The organism is Bradyrhizobium sp. USDA 4011 (genome assembly GCF_054063415.1).
This window is the reverse complement of the sequence record NZ_JBSSGG010000001.1, coordinates 6,473,022-6,488,262: the sequence shown is the minus strand read 5'-3', so window position 1 is coordinate 6,488,262 and position 15,241 is coordinate 6,473,022. Positions and strand designations below refer to the sequence as shown.

Annotated in this window: 14 protein-coding genes; 8 read left to right on the top strand and 6 right to left on the bottom strand. The window is 65.0% G+C overall.

Annotated elements, in window-relative coordinates:
* Positions 1-8: 8 nt before the first annotated feature.
* Complete coding sequence (locus ACVW1C_RS30580; protein WP_456761445.1) at positions 9-653, top strand: TetR/AcrR family transcriptional regulator; 645 nt, start codon at positions 9-11, stop codon at positions 651-653.
* 3 nt (positions 654-656) lie between these two features.
* On the opposite strand, the gene ACVW1C_RS30575 is transcribed toward ACVW1C_RS30580, so the two are convergent.
* Positions 657-950, bottom strand: coding sequence for a hypothetical protein (locus ACVW1C_RS30575; protein ID WP_456761444.1), 294 nt, complete (start codon positions 948-950; stop codon positions 657-659).
* Between ACVW1C_RS30575 and ACVW1C_RS30570 the strand changes: the two genes are divergently transcribed.
* Positions 937-4,068 (top strand): multidrug efflux RND transporter permease subunit, encoded by a 3,132-nt coding sequence (locus tag ACVW1C_RS30570; protein WP_456761443.1) that lies wholly within the window; start codon positions 937-939, stop codon positions 4,066-4,068. The genes ACVW1C_RS30575 and ACVW1C_RS30570 overlap by 14 nt on opposite strands.
* A 22-nt stretch (positions 4,069-4,090) precedes the next feature.
* Here the strand turns inward: ACVW1C_RS30570 and ACVW1C_RS30565 are convergent, their stop codons facing one another.
* Positions 4,091-5,356: a D-amino acid dehydrogenase gene (locus ACVW1C_RS30565; protein ID WP_456761442.1), complete on the bottom strand. Its 1,266-nt coding sequence runs from the start codon at positions 5,354-5,356 to the stop codon at positions 4,091-4,093.
* A 106-nt stretch (positions 5,357-5,462) separates the two neighbouring features.
* Positions 5,463-6,791 carry an aminotransferase class III-fold pyridoxal phosphate-dependent enzyme gene (locus ACVW1C_RS30560; RefSeq protein ID WP_456761441.1) on the bottom strand — a complete coding sequence of 443 codons (1,329 nt, stop codon included), beginning with the start codon at positions 6,789-6,791 and terminating at the stop codon, positions 5,463-5,465.
* Positions 6,792-6,939: 148 nt separating this feature from the next.
* Here ACVW1C_RS30560 and ACVW1C_RS30555 point away from each other — a divergent pair, with 148 nt between their 5' ends.
* Positions 6,940-7,488 (top strand): cupin domain-containing protein, encoded by a 549-nt coding sequence (locus tag ACVW1C_RS30555; protein WP_018273259.1) that lies wholly within the window; start codon positions 6,940-6,942, stop codon positions 7,486-7,488.
* 375 nt (positions 7,489-7,863) lie between these two features.
* Positions 7,864-8,268, top strand: a complete 405-nt coding sequence (locus tag ACVW1C_RS30550) for a DUF4864 domain-containing protein (protein WP_456761440.1) — start codon at positions 7,864-7,866, stop codon at positions 8,266-8,268.
* A 7-nt stretch (positions 8,269-8,275) separates the two neighbouring features.
* On the opposite strand, the gene ACVW1C_RS30545 is transcribed toward ACVW1C_RS30550, so the two are convergent.
* Both ACVW1C_RS30545 and ACVW1C_RS30540 read right to left on the bottom strand, forming a co-directional pair.
* The gene (locus ACVW1C_RS30545; RefSeq protein ID WP_456761439.1) at positions 8,276-9,475 is read right to left on the bottom strand and encodes an MFS transporter; all 1,200 of its coding nucleotides are present in this window, start codon (positions 9,473-9,475) and stop codon (positions 8,276-8,278) included.
* 144 nt (positions 9,476-9,619) lie between these two features.
* Positions 9,620-10,039, bottom strand: a complete 420-nt coding sequence (locus ACVW1C_RS30540; protein WP_456761438.1) for a hypothetical protein — start codon at positions 10,037-10,039, stop codon at positions 9,620-9,622.
* Between the two features lie 275 nt (positions 10,040-10,314).
* Between ACVW1C_RS30540 and ACVW1C_RS30535 the strand changes: the two genes are divergently transcribed.
* From ACVW1C_RS30535 to ACVW1C_RS30520, 4 genes are all read left to right on the top strand, one after another.
* A complete protein-coding gene (locus tag ACVW1C_RS30535) occupies positions 10,315-10,524 on the top strand; it encodes a hypothetical protein (protein ID WP_456761437.1) in 210 nt (69 codons plus the stop codon).
* Positions 10,525-10,628: 104 nt separating this feature from the next.
* The gene (locus tag ACVW1C_RS30530; RefSeq protein ID WP_456761436.1) at positions 10,629-10,925 is read left to right on the top strand and encodes a hypothetical protein; all 297 of its coding nucleotides are present in this window, start codon (positions 10,629-10,631) and stop codon (positions 10,923-10,925) included.
* Between the two features lie 299 nt (positions 10,926-11,224).
* Positions 11,225-13,357 carry a flagellar biosynthesis protein FlhA gene (gene flhA / locus ACVW1C_RS30525; protein ID WP_456761435.1) on the top strand — a complete coding sequence of 711 codons (2,133 nt, stop codon included), beginning with the start codon at positions 11,225-11,227 and terminating at the stop codon, positions 13,355-13,357.
* Positions 13,358-13,740: 383 nt separating this feature from the next.
* Entirely contained in the window at positions 13,741-13,941 is a 201-nt protein-coding gene (locus ACVW1C_RS30520; protein WP_092116406.1) for a hypothetical protein, read from the top strand.
* Positions 13,942-14,260: 319 nt separating this feature from the next.
* Here ACVW1C_RS30520 and ACVW1C_RS30515 read toward each other — a convergent pair whose 3' ends face one another.
* Positions 14,261-15,238, bottom strand: a complete 978-nt coding sequence (locus tag ACVW1C_RS30515) for an anti-sigma factor (RefSeq protein WP_456761434.1) — start codon at positions 15,236-15,238, stop codon at positions 14,261-14,263.
* Positions 15,239-15,241 lie beyond the last annotated feature (3 nt).

Genomic DNA, 15,241 nt, shown 5'->3' with positions numbered 1-15,241 from the left:
AAAAAGCAATGGCCGCTTCATCACCAGAAATTGTCCGCAAGCCGCGCGCCGACGCCGTGCGCAATCGCGAGCGCGTGCTGGAAGCGGCCAAGGCCGTGTTCTCGGCGGGTGGCAGCGAGGCGAGCCTCGAGGCGGTGGCGCGCCATGCCGGCGTCGGCATCGGCACGCTGTATCGCCACTTCCCGACCCGGGAGGCGTTGTATGAGGCGGTGTATCGCCGCGAGGTCGAGCAACTCGGCGATCTTGCCGAGCAATTGGTGAACGCGCCCGAGCCGGTCGAGGCGCTGCGGCGCTGGCTGCGCGCCAATGTGGAGTTCGTCGCCACCAAGAAGGGCATGGTGGCAGCCCTTGCGCTGGTCGCGCACGGCTCGACCGAGTTGCATGCCTATTCGTTCGACCGCCTGACCAAGGCGATCGGCACCCTGCTGGCGCGCGCCGTCGCGGCCGGCGCCATTCGCGACGACGTCAGCGCCGAGGACGTGCTGCGTGCGCTGATCGGCATGTGCTACATGCACGACCAGCCGGGCTGGCAGACCACGGCACTCAGGCTGTTGGATGTGTTCGTGGACGGGCTGCGGCTGCAGCCGGCGGCCAAGGCGGCATCCACGGGGAAACCCGCGAAGAAGAAGGCCGGCCGGCGGCGCTCGCCGTAGCTGCTACAAACATATCGTAATCAGAAATACTCCGCACGAAGGCCACGTGTTGGGCGTGCGAATGCCGGCCATTGAACGAAGGTCGAATGAGCGATCCGGTGTTTCCATTCGCGCGCCGTCCGCGGGAATGACTATGCTGGCAAAAAACAGGTAGACGCGAAGGCCAACTTCGCGATCCGCCGACTGGCCATGGCGAGGAAACGCGCGTTCGCGCTCGAGCTTTTCGAGGGCGAGTCCCGGCATTCGGGAAAAGATGCGCCTGCCGTTCATTTGGATTGCCGAAATGGACGAGAGCATCTCATCTCCGTTTATCCGCTACCCGATCGGCACCTCGCTGCTGATGGCCGGCATTCTGTTCGTCGGCATGGTCGCCTATCCATTGCTGCCGGTCGCGCCACTTCCGCAGGTCGACTTTCCGACCATCCAGATCTCGGCAAGCCTGCCGGGCGCTAGCCCCGAAACCATGGCCTCCTCCGTTGCGCAGCCGCTGGAGCGGCAATTCGCGCAGATTCCCGGCATTGCCCAGATGACCTCGACGAGCTCGCTCGGGTCGACCGCGGTCACCATTCAGTTCGATTTGAACCGCAACATCGACGGCGCCGCCAACGACATCCAGGCCGCGATCAACGCCGCCGGCGGCCAGCTGCCCAAGAACCTGCCGTCGCCGCCGACCTATCGCAAGGTCAACCCGGCGGACTCGCCGATCCTGCTGTTGTCGGCGACCTCCGACACCCTGCCGCTGATCAGGGTGAGCGATGCAGTCGACGCCCAGCTCGGGCAGCAGATCAGTCAGATTTCCGGCGTCGCTCAGGTGTTCATCGGCGGACAGCAGAAGCCCGCGATCCGCGTGCAGATCGATCCCGCCAAGCTGGTCGCCAAGGGGCTCTCGCTGGAAGATATCCGCAGCCAGATCGCCATCGCGACGGTCGACAGCCCGAAGGGCAACATCGACGGCGCCAGCCGCGCCTACACGATCTACGCCAACGATCAGCTCCCGGATGCCAAGGACTGGAATGACGTCATCGTCGCCTACCGCAACGGCGGCCCGTTGCGGATTCGCGACATCGGCCAGGCCGTCGCCGGGCCGGAAGACATGAAGCAGGCCGCCTGGGCGGACGGCAAGCGCGGCGTCTTCCTCGTCATCTTCAAGCAACCCGGCGCCAATGTCATCGGGACGGTCGACAGGATCAAGGCGCAGCTTCCGAGACTGATTGCCGCGATTCCGCCCGCCATCAAGATCAAGATCATCAGCGACCGGACATTGACCATCCGCGCCGCCGTCGAGGACGTGCAGATCACGCTGCTGATCACCATCGTTCTGGTCGTCATGGTGATCTTCATCTTCCTGCGCAGCTTCTGGGCCACGGTGATTCCCGCCGTCACGGTGCCGCTCGCTCTGCTCGGCGCCTGCGCGCTGATGTGGGTGTTCGGCTATACGCTCGACAACCTTTCGCTGATGGCGCTGACGATTGCGGTCGGCTTCGTGGTCGACGACGCCATCGTCATGCTGGAGAACATCACGCGATACGTCGAGCAGGGCGAGCGGCCGCTTGCCGCGGCGCTGCGGGGCGCCGGCGAGATCGGATTCACGATCCTGTCGATCAGCATTTCACTGGTCGCGGTGCTGATCCCGTTGCTGCTGATGGGGGGCGTTATCGGCCGGCTGTTCCGCGAGTTTGCGGTGACCCTGGCGATGGCGATCTTCGTCTCGCTGGTGGTGTCGCTGACGCTGACGCCGATGATGGCATCGCGCTTCCTGCGGGCGCATGGCGAAACCAGGCACGGCCGGCTCTACCAATGGAGCGAGGCGGCATTCGACCGGATGCTGCATGGCTATGAGCGCGGCCTCGATCTGGCGCTGAGCTGGAGCCGGACCACGCTCTGCATCTTCTTCGCGACGCTGGCGCTGTCGGTCTATTTGTTCGTGATCATACCGAAGGGATTTTTCCCGCAACAGGACAACGGCTTCCTGAACGCCGTGTCGGAGATGGCCCAGGACATCTCGTTTGCCGACATGAAGCAGCATCAGGAAGAACTCAGCCGGATCGTCCGGGCCGATCCCGCGGTCGACAGCATGGCCGAGTTCATCGGCGGCGGCGGCACCGCGCTGAATTCCGGCCGCATGTACATCACGCTGAAGCCGCACGAGGAGCGCGACGCGGATGCGCAGCAGATCATCGCGCGGTTGCGGCCGAAGCTCGAGGCGGTCGAAGGTGCACGCCTCTACATGCAAGCTTCCCAGGACGTCCGGCTCGGCGGCCGCGCCACCCGGACGCAGTTCGAGTACACGCTGCAGGATGCGAACCTGGCCGAACTGAACGAATGGGCACCGAAGATCCTGGCCAAGATGAAGACGCTGCCGCAATTGCGCGACGTCGCGACCGACCAGCAGACCGAGGGAACGACGCTGACGATGACCTTCGATCGTGACACCGCGTCGCGCTTCGGCATCCAGCCGCAATTGATCGACGATACGCTGTACGACGCGTTCGGCCAGCGCCAGGTGACCCAATATTTCACCCAGCTCAACAGCTATCACGTCATCCTCGAGATCCTCCCCGAATTGCAGGGCAAGCTCGATACGCTGAACAAGCTCTACATCAAGTCGCCGACGACGGGCGACGAGGTGCCGCTCTCGGTGTTCTGCAAGTGGACGACAGTGCCGGTGCGCCCGCTCGCAATCGCCCACCAGGGGCAGTTTCCGGCGACCACGATCAGCTTCAACCTCGCGCAAGGGGTGGCGCTCGGCCAGGCCACCGATGCGATCCAGAACGCCGTCGCCAATCTGGGGGCTCCGGCCACGCTCAGTTCGAGCTTCCAGGGCACCGCGCAGGCTTTCCAGCAATCACTGAGCTCGGTGCCACTGCTGATCCTGGCTGCGCTGGTGGTGGTCTATCTGATCCTCGGCATGCTCTATGAAAGCTACATCCATCCGCTCACGATCCTGTCCACGCTGCCGTCGGCCGGCGTCGGTGCGCTGGCGATCCTGATGGCGTTCGGGTTCGATTTCAGCCTGATCGCGCTGATCGGCATCATCCTCCTGATCGGGATCGTGAAGAAGAACGGCATCATGATGGTCGACTTCGCGATCGCTGCCGAACGCGAGGAGCATTTGTCGCCGCGTGAATCGATCCGGAAGGCGGCGCTGTTACGTTTCCGCCCGATCATGATGACAACGATGGCCGCCCTGCTCGGCGGCGTGCCGCTGATGCTGGGTACTGGAACAGGAGCGGAAATTCGTCAGCCGCTCGGCTATGCGATGGTTGGCGGCCTGATCGTGAGCCAGGCGCTGACGCTGTTCACGACGCCGGTCGTGTATCTCTATCTCGACCGGCTTTCAAACGCGCTTTCGAACTGGACGGCGACGAAACGAGACGACGATGATGAGCCATCGATGAAGAACGCCGCCGAATAGCCTTCGCTCGCGGCGATGAAGCCTAGCCGAAGCGGTGATCATAGCGCTTGATCGACAACTCCTTGGTGTCGATCTCGGGCTTTTTCCCGGAGAGCATGTCGGCCAGCACCCGGCCCGAGCCGCAGGCCATGGTCCAGCCGAGCGTGCCGTGGCCGGTGTTGAGGTGCAGATTCGCAAACCGCGTCGCGCCGATCACCGGCGGGCCGTCCGGCGTCATCGGGCGCAGGCCGCACCAGAAAGTGGCCTTGGGCAGGTCGCCGCCGCGCGGAAACAGGTCGGTCAGCGAATGGTCCAGCGTCGCGCGCCGCGCGTCGTACAGCTTGGTCGAATAGCCCGAGATCTCGGCGGTGCCGCCGACCCGAATGCGGTCGCCGAGCCGGGTGATCGCGACCTTGTAACTCTCGTCCATCACGGTGGACTCAGGCGCGCCGCTCGCGTCCTTGATCGGCACCGTGATCGAATAGCCCTTCACCGGATAGACCGGCAGCGAGATGCCGAGCGGCCGCACCAGATGCGGCGAGTAGCTGCCGAGCGCCAGCACATAGGCATCGGCCGTCATCAGACCAGCGCTGGTCGCAACACCGGTGATGCGGGTGGCATCCGCGTTCAGTCCGTCGATGCCGACATTGAAGTTGAAACGCACGCCGATCTTCTCGGCCTCCAGCGCCAGCGCCTGCGTGAACATGTGGCAGTCGCCGGTCTCGTCATGCGGCAACCGCAGCCCACCGGCGAATTTCTGCTTCACGCCGGCCAGCGCCGGCTCGGCTTTGATGCAGCCGTCACGGTCGAGCACCTCGAACGGCACGCCGTATTGCTTCAGCACCGCGATGTCGTCGCCGGTGTGATCGAGCTGGGCCTGCTCGCGAAACAGCTGCAATGTGCCCTGCGCACGTTCGTCGTAGCGGATGCCGATATCATTGCGCAGCGCCTGCAGGCAGTCGCGGCTGTATTCCGCGATCGGAATCATCCGGCTCTTGTTCACCGCGTAGCGCGAGGTGGTGCAGTTGCGCAGCATCTTCAGAAGCCAGAGCCACATCACGGGATCGAGCTTCGGGCGGATCACCAGCGGGCCGTGCTTCATCAGCAGCCACTTCACCGCCTTCACCGGCACGCCGGGGCCGGCCCAGGGCGACGAGTAACCCGGCGAGACTTCGCCGGCATTGGCAAAGGAAGTTTCGAGCGCAGGCTTCGGCTGACGGTCGATCACCGTCACCTCATGGCCGGCACGCGCAAGGTAATAGGCCGAGGTGACGCCGATCACGCCACTGCCGAGAACAAGGACCTTCACTTTTCCTCACATCCTGCAGCGAAAACGCAATCGCCGCTGCGAAACCACTCTGCTTCGCAACGGCGACAGCAATTTGTAGAGCTAGCTAGAATCCAGCCAGCAATTATCAGGCCACGCGCTTGATCGCGTCGCCGAGGATCGAGACGATGTCGTCGATATGCGACTTCTCGACTATCAAGGGCGGCGACAGCGCGAGCGAGTCGCCGCTCATGCGGAAGTAGAGGCCGGTGTTGAAGCAATCGACCATCACGTCGTAGCCGCGCGCGCCGACCGCGCCGTCACGCGGCGAGAGCTCGACCGCGCCCATCAGGCCCTGATTGCGGATGTCGACGACATTCGGCAGACCCTTCAGCGAATGCAGCGCATCGCGCCAATAGTCGGCGATCGAGGCGCCGCGGGTCAGGAGACCCTCGTCCTTGTAGATGTCGAGCGTGGCAAGACCTGCGGCGCAGGCCACCGGATGCGCCGAATAGGTGTAGCCGTGGAACAGCTCCATGGCGTTGTCCGGGCCGACCATCAGCCCGTCATGGACCTGGCGGCTGGCGAACACCGCGCCGCACGGCACGGTGCCGTTGGTGATGCCCTTGGCGGTCGTCATCATGTCCGGCGTCACGCCGTAGAAGTTGGCGGCGAACGGCGTGCCGAGGCGGCCGAAGCCGGTGATGACCTCGTCGAAGATCAGGAGGATGCCGTGCTTGGTGCAGAGCTCGCGCAGGCGCTGCAGATAGCCCTTCGGCGCCGGCAGCACCGCGGTGGAGCCCGGCACCGGCTCGACGATCACGGCCGCGATGGTGTCCGCGCCATGCAGCGCGACCATCCGCTCGACATCGTCGGCGAGCTCGGCGCCATGGTCCGGCTGGTCCTTGGCGAAGGCATTGCGGGCGAGATCATGGGTATGGCGGATGTGGTCGACACCCGGCAGATGGGTCGCGAACTGGCGGCGGTTGGCGACCATGCCGCCGACCGACATGCCGCCGAAGCCGACGCCGTGGTAGCCGCGCTCACGGCCGATCAGGCGGGTGCGGGTCGCCTGGCCGGCGGCGCGATGATAGGCCAGCGCGATCTTCAGCGCGGTATCGACCGATTCAGAGCCCGAGTTGGTGAAGAAGATCCGATCCAGTCCCTTCGGGGCGATCTCGGCGAGGCGCTCGGCGAAATCGAACGCCAGCGGGTGGCCCATGTTGAAGGAGGGCGCGAAGTCCAGCGTGGACAGCTGGCGCTCGACAGCGGCCGCGATCTGCGGGCGACCATGGCCGGCGTTGACGCACCAGAGACCGGCGGAGCCGTCGATCACCTGCCGGCCGTCGACCGAGGTGTAGTACATGCCCTTGGCGGAGGAGAACAGCCGGGGCGCTTTCTTGAACTGCCGGTTGGCCGTGAAGGGCATCCAGAACGAATCGGTCTTGATGGTGTTCGGAATCTGATGAACGGTCACGGCGGCGCTCCATTGCTGACTGCGTCTAGTCGGACCACTCTTCACGACACTCAACAAGTCCTTTTCTGTCGCACCGCAAGCCATTGATCTTATTGAGGCGGTCTGCGACTATTTGTTCGATCCGCAACACCTGCAACAGGGATCTCTCATGAGCGTCGACATCGGCGGCCGGCTTCGATTCATTCGCGCGCGGCACAAGCTGTCGCAGCGCGAGCTCGCCAAGCGCTCCGGCGTCACCAACTCGACGATTTCGCTGATCGAATCCAATCAGATGAACCCGTCGGTCGGCGCGCTCAAGCGCATCCTCGACGGCATCCCGATGGGGCTTGCGGAATTCTTCGCGATCGAGCCGGAGCGGCCGCGTAAGGCGTTCTACCGCGCCGATGAGCTGACCGAGATCGGCAAGAAGCCGATCTCCTACCTCCAGATCGGCGACAGCCTGTTCGGACGGGCGTTGCAGATCCTGAAAGAGCGCTACGAGCCGGGCAGCGACACCGGCCGGGTGCCGCTGGTGCATGAGGGCGAGGAAGGCGGCATCGTGGTCTCGGGCCGGCTCGAGGTCACGGTCGACGACGAGCGGCGGGTGCTCAACGCCGGCGACGCTTATTACTTCGAAAGTCGCCGCCCGCACCGCTTCCGCTGCATCGGCGCCAAGCCGTGCGAGGTGATTTCGGCCTGTACACCGCCGACATTTTGAACCCGGCGCCGACGCTGCGCGACCCAAGCCGCAAGGGCCGTATGTCGCGGCCGGCCCGTCCCTCGCCCGATATCGACAGTTTCAAGGACTCGATCAGGTAGCGGCGCGGCCGGACCGCTGCACCATTACAGATTGCGGGTCTGGTGGTCGCCATAGGCGATCACGAACGCGACCGTCGCGAACATCATGGTCACGGCGATGACGACGAGAATGGTATCCAGGGTCATGACGGTCCTCCAAGATTGGCAAAACAAGGGTTAGTGCGCCGGCCGGAGCAAGCCTTGCGGCAGATCAATTTTCCGACGGGAATCGATCGCGGGTGAAACCACGCCGGATTTGCCGCGTAAGCTCAAGGATCGAGCAGGGAGCCTTCCGATGCGCGCGATCGCCCTCATTGCCGCCATTCTGTTCGCCATCGTCGCGCCGGCCATGGCCGACGATGTCGGCGCCGCGCAGGACGTGATCCGCGCCCAGGAGCAGGCCTTCGGCCGCGACGACGCCGCGGCGGCCTATTCCTATGCCGCCCCCGCGATCCGCCAGATCTTTCCGCAGGCCGATATCTTCATGTCGATGGTGCAGAACCAATACGCGCCGGTCTATCGCCACAGGAGCTTCGAGTTCGGCGAGGCACAGAGCGCGGGCGACCGGATCGCGCAACGCGTTCACATCGTCGACGCCAATGGCGAGGCGTGGGACGCGCTCTATACGCTGGAGCGGCAGGCCGACGGCAGTTTGAAGATCACCGGCTGCTCATTGCTGAAGGCCGGTCAGGCGGTGTGATCGAGGGTCAGGCCATGGCGAGCCGCTGCCGCGACCGCATCAGCAGCAGCAGGATGATGCTGACGTTGAGCAGGTTCCAGGCGAGGCCATTGGCGAAGGCCGCGGCATAGGAGCCGGTGGCGTCGAAGATCACGCCCGAGATCCAACCGCCAAAGGACATGCCGAACACCGAGGCGAAGATCACGATGCCGATCCGGGTCGCGGCCTCCGAGGCCGGCATCGCCTCGCGCACGATGATGGCGTAGCTCGGCACGATGCCGCCCTGGAACAGGCCGAACATCGCCGAGATGATGTAGAGCGAGGTCAGGCCGTCGAAGAACAGATAGAACAGCAGCGCCGCGCCCTGCGCGATCGAGCCGATCAGCAGCGTGCGGATACCGCCGATCCTGTCGGCGAGGAAGCCGGAGCCGATCCGGCTGATGATGCCGAAGCCCAGCATCAGCGACAGCATCTCGGCGCCGCGCGCCACGCCGTAGCCGAGATCGCCGCAATAGGCGACGATGTGAACCTGCGGCATCGACATCGCCACGCAGCAGGAGATCGACGCGAGCGACAGGATCGCGGTGAGTGCGTTGGTGGAGAGCCGCATGTCGACCCGCGGCGGCGCGGCGTTGACATGGCTGCGCCGGGTCGCAGCCCCCATCAACAGACGCAGCACCACGAGCGCAAGCGCCATCGCGATCGCGGTGAAGATGCCGATCGCGATATGGGTGGTGCGCCAGCCGATGCTCTGCATCCCGAAATTGACCAGCGGCGGCCACACCGTGCCGCCGACATAATTGCCGCTCGCGGCGATCGCGACCGCGAGGCCGCGGTAGCGCTCGAACCAGTGCGAGGCCTCCGCCATCAGAGGGCCGAAGGTCGCGGCCGACGACAGGCCGATCGCGAAATGCAGCAGGATGAAGGCCCAGATCGACGGCGCGTAGCCGGCGCAGATATAGCCGAGGCCAAGAATGCCGATCCCGGCGCCGATCGCCGCGACGATGCCGTGGCGATCGCTGATCTTGCCGGTCACGACCTGGCCGAGGCCGAAGCCGAGCATCACCATCGTGAAGGCGAGCGAGGCCGTTCCACGGGTCGCGCCGAAGTCGGTCTGCACTGCCGGCAACGCCACCACGACCGACCACATGCCGACGCTGCCGAGCGAGCCGATCACCACGGCGACGGCAAGACGCAGCCATGCCCGGCGCGAGTCGGGAATGAACAATGCGGCTTCAGGGGAAAATTCAGAAGAAATTACCACGGCACGCGGAACTTCCTCGGCATTTGCCTCCGGGTCAAGCCACGTTGCCGAGAGATTAGGCATGCGCCAGCAAGGGGACGCATTGCCTTCACCGGCGCGTGAGGCGGCTCAATTGCCGTAGTTCGGATCCTGCGCCTGGAACGCACCGCACTTCGCACCGATGCCGAAGCGCTGATCGAAATCCACGGTGCCGCCGCCGACCGGTATGCGGGTCGGCGGCAAGCCGCGCGTGTACTGGTCGACGGTCACAGACTTCTTGTCCGCGCTCATCGTCACATGCACCGGCTCGAGGTCCTTGCCCTTGTTGAGCTCGGTCAGATCAAGCGTGTAGTAACCGTCCGCCGTCTTGCCCGCGGCCATGCCGCCACGCGGCGCGAAGACGGCGGATTGCGGCAGGTAGACCTCCATCAGGACGCCGTTTCCCTTGCAGGCGATCATGCGGATCATCCAGGCCCGGTCGTCCGGCAGCGTCACGGCGGACGCCGGCACCGACAGCAGCGCGATCGCGGCAGCAAAGGCTGCTGTCATGGTTCGACCTGCCCGGTTCGACATGGATGCCTCTTGCGGCTGAGTGGCGTTGCTGGCGTTTGGTCGAAGGCCGGGCCGCGAAAGTTCAATCCGCATCGTGCACCGCAGCGGACCCGGCCGGGAATATCGTCCGTCGAACCGTGATCCATGCGATGAGAAAAACTGCTACAATGCGAACCGGTTCACATTGGCGGCTCGCCGTCCAGACCTATCATCCCGCCCGGATGGCGCGCAGCTCGCAAGGTAAAGGAAGCGCATATCGTCGGAGGATCGTCATGCATTCGTCGTCAGCAGAGTGGTTACCCGTTGCGTCAGCGCCGTCGGACCGGGAGCTCGAGGTCTGTGTCCTCGACTATGACGGCATGGTCCACGCACTGATGTTCCCGTGCCACCGGGACGGCGCCGAATGGGTCGATCACGCCGGCGGCAGGCATCTCGACATCCAGCCGACGCATTGGCGCAGATGGATGCTCTCAGCCAATTGACGCCGCCATGATCGGTCTCGGCCAGCCGACGCCGATCTCGCGCCAATCCGGATATTGGGCTAGACTTGCCACGTGAGGTTCAAGGGTGGGCCAGGAGGCTCGTCATGGAATCACACGTGATCCCCTTCGAAAATCGCTGGACCAACGCCAAGCATGCCTGGGAGTGGCATTGCGAGCTCGAGCGGCTGGGCGTGCCCACGGTCCGGACGATGTATTGCGAGCATGAGACGCACCATCGCGACGAGCTTGCCGTGGTGTTCGACATTCCCGCGGGTTTCGTTCGCGACTGGCTGGCCTTTCATGACCAGCGCGCCGCCCGGCAGCAATTGCTGTGGCGCGCCAGCGTCATCGCGCTCTGCCTCATCGCCGCATCGGGCGTCGTGCTCGGCGCGCTCAGATAGAGGCTGCGAACCCGCCGCCGGAACGGCCGGGCGGTCCCACCACCCCACGCGGCCGAAAATCCCGCAGGCCCGGCGGCCTGCGACGACCCGCGCCCCCCGCAAAACGCACTTATTAACCCTTTGCTAACCATACACCCGGCAAGAATTGCCCAGTGAAGTCGAGTGTCGTCGAACGCGTCTAACGGGCGGAGATCCCCGTGAACGCCAGCGCGGTGCCTCACTTTCGGAACGGCGGCCCTGCGGCCGTCGCGCAGACGCTTGGCGGCCGCGGCCGCCAGTCGCGAGGGAGAGCGGCTACCATGGTCGACGTCACGGCGGGTCAGGGCACGGCAGGCAAGAGCGGATTGCCGAGCCTCGGCGAGATCGGCGACATCCTCAAGCGCGGCGATCTCGCGCTGGCGCTCGGCGTCCTCACCATCCTGGTGGTGCTGATCCTGCCGCTGCCGTCGATCGTGCTCGACCTGTTTCTGGCAGTCTCGATCACGATCTCGATCCTGATCCTGATGACCTCGCTGTTCATCCAGGCGCCGCTGGAATTCTCGTCGTTTCCGACCATCCTGCTGATCTCGACCATGATGCGGCTGTCGCTGAACATGGCCTCGACCCGGCTGATCCTGAGCCACGGCCACGAGGGCACGGCGGCTGCCGGGCACGTCATCGAGGCCTTCGGCAACTTCGTGATGGGCGGCAACTTCGTGATCGGCATCATCGTGTTCGCGATCCTGGTGATCGTGAACTTCGTGGTCATCACCAAGGGTTCGGGCCGTATCGCCGAAGTCGCGGCGCGCTTCCAATTGGACTCGATGCCTGGCAAGCAGATGGCGATCGACGCCGACCTGTCCGCCGGCCTGATCGACGAGAAGGCGGCCAAGGAGCGCCGCAAGGCGCTGGAAGACGAGAGCGGCTTCTTCGGCGCGATGGACGGCGCCTCGAAATTCGTCCGCGGCGACGCCATCGCCGGGCTTCTGATCGTCGGCATCAACATCGTCGGCGGCATCATCATCGGCGTCGCCCAGCAGGGCCTTTCTTTCGGTGAAGCCGCCCGCACCTACACCGTGCTGACGGTCGGCGACGGCCTCGTCACCCAGGTGCCGGCGCTGATCGTCTCGACCGCAGCCGGCCTGCTGGTCTCCAAGGCCGGCATCACCGGCGCCGCCGACAAGGCGCTGATGCGTCAGCTCTCCGGCTATCCGCAGGCGCTCGGCATGTCGGCCGGCGTCATGCTGGTGCTGGCGCTGCTGCCGGGCATTCCGACCCTGCCGTTCCTGGCGCTCGGCTCCGGCGCCGCCGCGCTGGCCTGGAACGCGCGCAAGAAGAAGCGGGTCGCCAACGCCGCCGAGGCCGCCGCCGCAGCCGCCCCCGCTGCAGCCGCGGCGGCCGCCGCTGCCGCCGCGGAAGAGCCGATCGCTGCCGCGCTGAAGATCGACGACCTCAAGATCGAGCTCGGCTACGCGCTGCTGCCGCTGGTCAACGGCCCCGACGGCACCGACCGCCTCACCGAGCAGATCAAGGCGTTGCGCCGGTCGCTCGCGATCGAGATGGGCTTCGTGATGCCGGCGGTGCGCATCCTCGACAATGTGCAGCTCGAGGCCAACAGCTACGTCATCAAGATCAAGGAAGTCGACGCCGGCACCGGCAAGATCTGGCCGAGCCAGTTCATGGTCATGGACCCCGCCGGCAACCAGGTGCAGCTGCCCGGCATCCACACCATCGAGCCCACTTTCGGCCTGCCGGCGACCTGGGTCGATGCCGGCCTGAAGGAAGAGGCCGCGCTGAAAGGCTACACCGTGGTCGACGCCGCGACCGTGCTGTCGACGCACCTGACCGAGCTGCTCAAGACCAATATGGCGGACTTGCTGTCCTACGGCGAGGTGCAGAAGCTGCTGAAGGACCTGCCGAAGGAGCAGGGCGAGCTGATCAAGGATATCGTGCCGAGCCAGGTCACGATGTCGGGCATCCAGCGCGTGCTGCAATTGCTGCTCGCCGAGCGGATTTCCATCCGCGACCTTTCCACCATCCTCGAGGGCATCGCCGACGCGCTGGCGTTCTCGCGCAATCCGGCCACCATGGTCGAGCATGTCCGCGCCCGGCTGGCACGCCAGATCTGCGCCCAGAACACCTCGCCGAACGGCTATCTGCCGCTGATCGCGCTGTCGGCGCGCTGGGAACAGGCGTTCGCCGAGTCGATCGTCGGCCAGGGCGACGACCGCAGCCTGGCGATGCAGCCCTCCAAGCTGTCGGAATTCATGACCGCAGTGCGCAACGCGTTCGAGCAGGCGGCGCGCGAGGGCGAGGCACCGGTGCTGGTGACCTCGGCCGCGATCCGGCCGTTCGTTCGCTCGCTGGTGGAGCGGTTCCGCTCGCAGACCACCGTTTTGTCGCAGGCCGAGATCCATCCCCGGGCCCGGCTGAAGACCGTCGGCAGCGTGTAGAGCTTCCTGTTTGGACGCGTTTTCTTCACGCGGACCGGCGTCCACTTCGCTCGAAAACGCTCTAGCCGTCGCAAATCATTTGCGTTTTCGCCTGTGCTTTCTCGCCACAGGCAACTGATTTATGCGGAATGGTCCGGAACGGCCCCATCTAGGGTAACATGATCCGGCATCCGAGCAAGCTACTGATATTACGTCAAGTTAATGTGGGTTTTGGCAGCCGGAGACGGTTTTGATCGCGCCCGATCACGTCTAATCACGCCCTTGTGATGACCCCTAGGGAACGGAATCGACAAATCCTACGTTGGAGAGGCACGAGACGTTGAACCGGACAACAGACCGAACCGACAAATTTGCAGAGAGCTGGAAGGCGGCAGGAGACTTCCATGAACCACTCGATCTACAGCGCTGATCGAACGACGCACCTGAAGATTGTGGTCGTGGCTTTGGTGGCCGGTATCCTGGTCGCTGGTTTCGGCATCACCGCGCACAATTCGTCGGACGAGGGTTACACCCAGACGGCACGTGTCATGAAGGCCGGCAAGCCGGTCGCGATCACGAGCACGAGCAACTCGCTGGTCCGCTAACAGGAGAGTTTCACGAATTCACGTAGTGTTCTTTACAGCCCCCCAAAGTCGCTGCGTGGATATTTAAGACCCCCAACTACCCCAAGTTGACTATCGAAAACGCCCGCTCCCCACGGGCGTTTTCTTTTTTGTGCGGGTGGTGGGCTTAAACGCCGGTGCCGACTGACAGCGCGCACCGCCCTCGCCACGTCATTGCGAGCGAAGCGAAGCAATCCACCTTTCCGCACGTGCGGAAAGATGGATTGCTTCGTCGCTCCGCTCCTCGCAACGACCGTGCTCACCGCTTCCGACAAAGTCTGCAACGATGAGGCGCGCTGGCCTACCGTGGCGGCGTGTTCGACGCAGGCGGCACGGTCTCGATCAGCTTGCCGGTGAAGATCGGCGCCGAAGTCGGCTGGCCATTCGGCGAACCGCCGGCCTGCTCGACGGTCACCGCGTAGGTGGCGCCGTTGATCACGTCGGGATCGTAGCCCGACAGCACGGGGCGAGCGGTGAAATCACCATCCCCGATCACGCCGAGCGAGCGCGGCTGCGGCAGCTTGTCGGAGATCAGCCAGAGCTCAAAGCTCTTGCCGGGCTCGGACGGAGCGCCGACCTTGCGCACGGTGAAATTCTTGGTCGCGCCGTCGATGGTCATGATGAAGGCCGGCCCGCCATTCTGTCCCTGCAACAGCGCGACATATTGCGCCGACGGCGCGAGCGCCGGCGCCGGCGTCTTCACTTCCACGGTCTGGATGCGCGGATTCGGCCGGATCGCATTCGGCAAGGCGTCGGGCCGGTAAATCTGCAGGCCGAGCGTGACCAGCAGCGCGGCCGCAATCGCGGTCGCGACTGAGGCGATGCCGCGCCAGCGTTTCACGCGGCTCGCAAGCGCGACGACGTTGCTGTCGCCCGCGCCAATCGGTGGCTGGACCGGTAGCTGCCGGATCTCCGCCGGCCGACGTATCTCGGATGGCTGCGGGGGCTCCGGATCGAACGCCGAGCCGAATTCGGGATCGTCGGTTATCGGTAGCGGCGGTGTCACCGTCGCGGCCGGCGTCTCGGGCAGCACCAGCGGCGCCTGCGGCGCGCCGGCATGGCCGATCGCCGCCTTGATGTTTTCCCAGACCACCGGGCGCGGCTCGACCAGGCCGACCATCTGGTTCAGCGGCCCGAGCCTGAACTCCCAGGCCTGCACGAGCGCGGCAAACTCGGTGTCGACGGCCATCATGGTCTCGACCTGCGTGCGCTCGTCGGCATCGAGCGTACCGAGCGCATATTCCGCGGCGAGCGCGATATGGTCTTCGCTATAGGCCATCAA

Bases quoted from the DNA above. Each gene is read 5' to 3' on its own strand.
- ACVW1C_RS30580 (WP_456761445.1), top strand. From the start codon at position 9: ATGGCCGCTTCATCACCAGAAATTGTCCGCAAGCCGCGCGCCGACGCC.
- ACVW1C_RS30570 (WP_456761443.1), top strand. From the start codon at position 937: ATGGACGAGAGCATCTCATCTCCGTTTATCCGCTACCCGATCGGCACC.
- ACVW1C_RS30575 (WP_456761444.1), bottom strand. From the start codon at position 950: ATGCTCTCGTCCATTTCGGCAATCCAAATGAACGGCAGGCGCATCTTT.
- ACVW1C_RS30555 (WP_018273259.1), top strand. From the start codon at position 6,940: ATGAGCGTCGACATCGGCGGCCGGCTTCGATTCATTCGCGCGCGGCAC.
- ACVW1C_RS30550 (WP_456761440.1), top strand. From the start codon at position 7,864: ATGCGCGCGATCGCCCTCATTGCCGCCATTCTGTTCGCCATCGTCGCG.
- ACVW1C_RS30540 (WP_456761438.1), bottom strand. From the start codon at position 10,039: ATGACAGCAGCCTTTGCTGCCGCGATCGCGCTGCTGTCGGTGCCGGCG.
- ACVW1C_RS30535 (WP_456761437.1), top strand. From the start codon at position 10,315: ATGCATTCGTCGTCAGCAGAGTGGTTACCCGTTGCGTCAGCGCCGTCG.
- ACVW1C_RS30530 (WP_456761436.1), top strand. From the start codon at position 10,629: ATGGAATCACACGTGATCCCCTTCGAAAATCGCTGGACCAACGCCAAG.
- flhA (WP_456761435.1), top strand. From the start codon at position 11,225: ATGGTCGACGTCACGGCGGGTCAGGGCACGGCAGGCAAGAGCGGATTG.
- ACVW1C_RS30520 (WP_092116406.1), top strand. From the start codon at position 13,741: ATGAACCACTCGATCTACAGCGCTGATCGAACGACGCACCTGAAGATT.
- ACVW1C_RS30515 (WP_456761434.1), bottom strand. From the start codon at position 15,238: ATGGCCTATAGCGAAGACCATATCGCGCTCGCCGCGGAATATGCGCTC.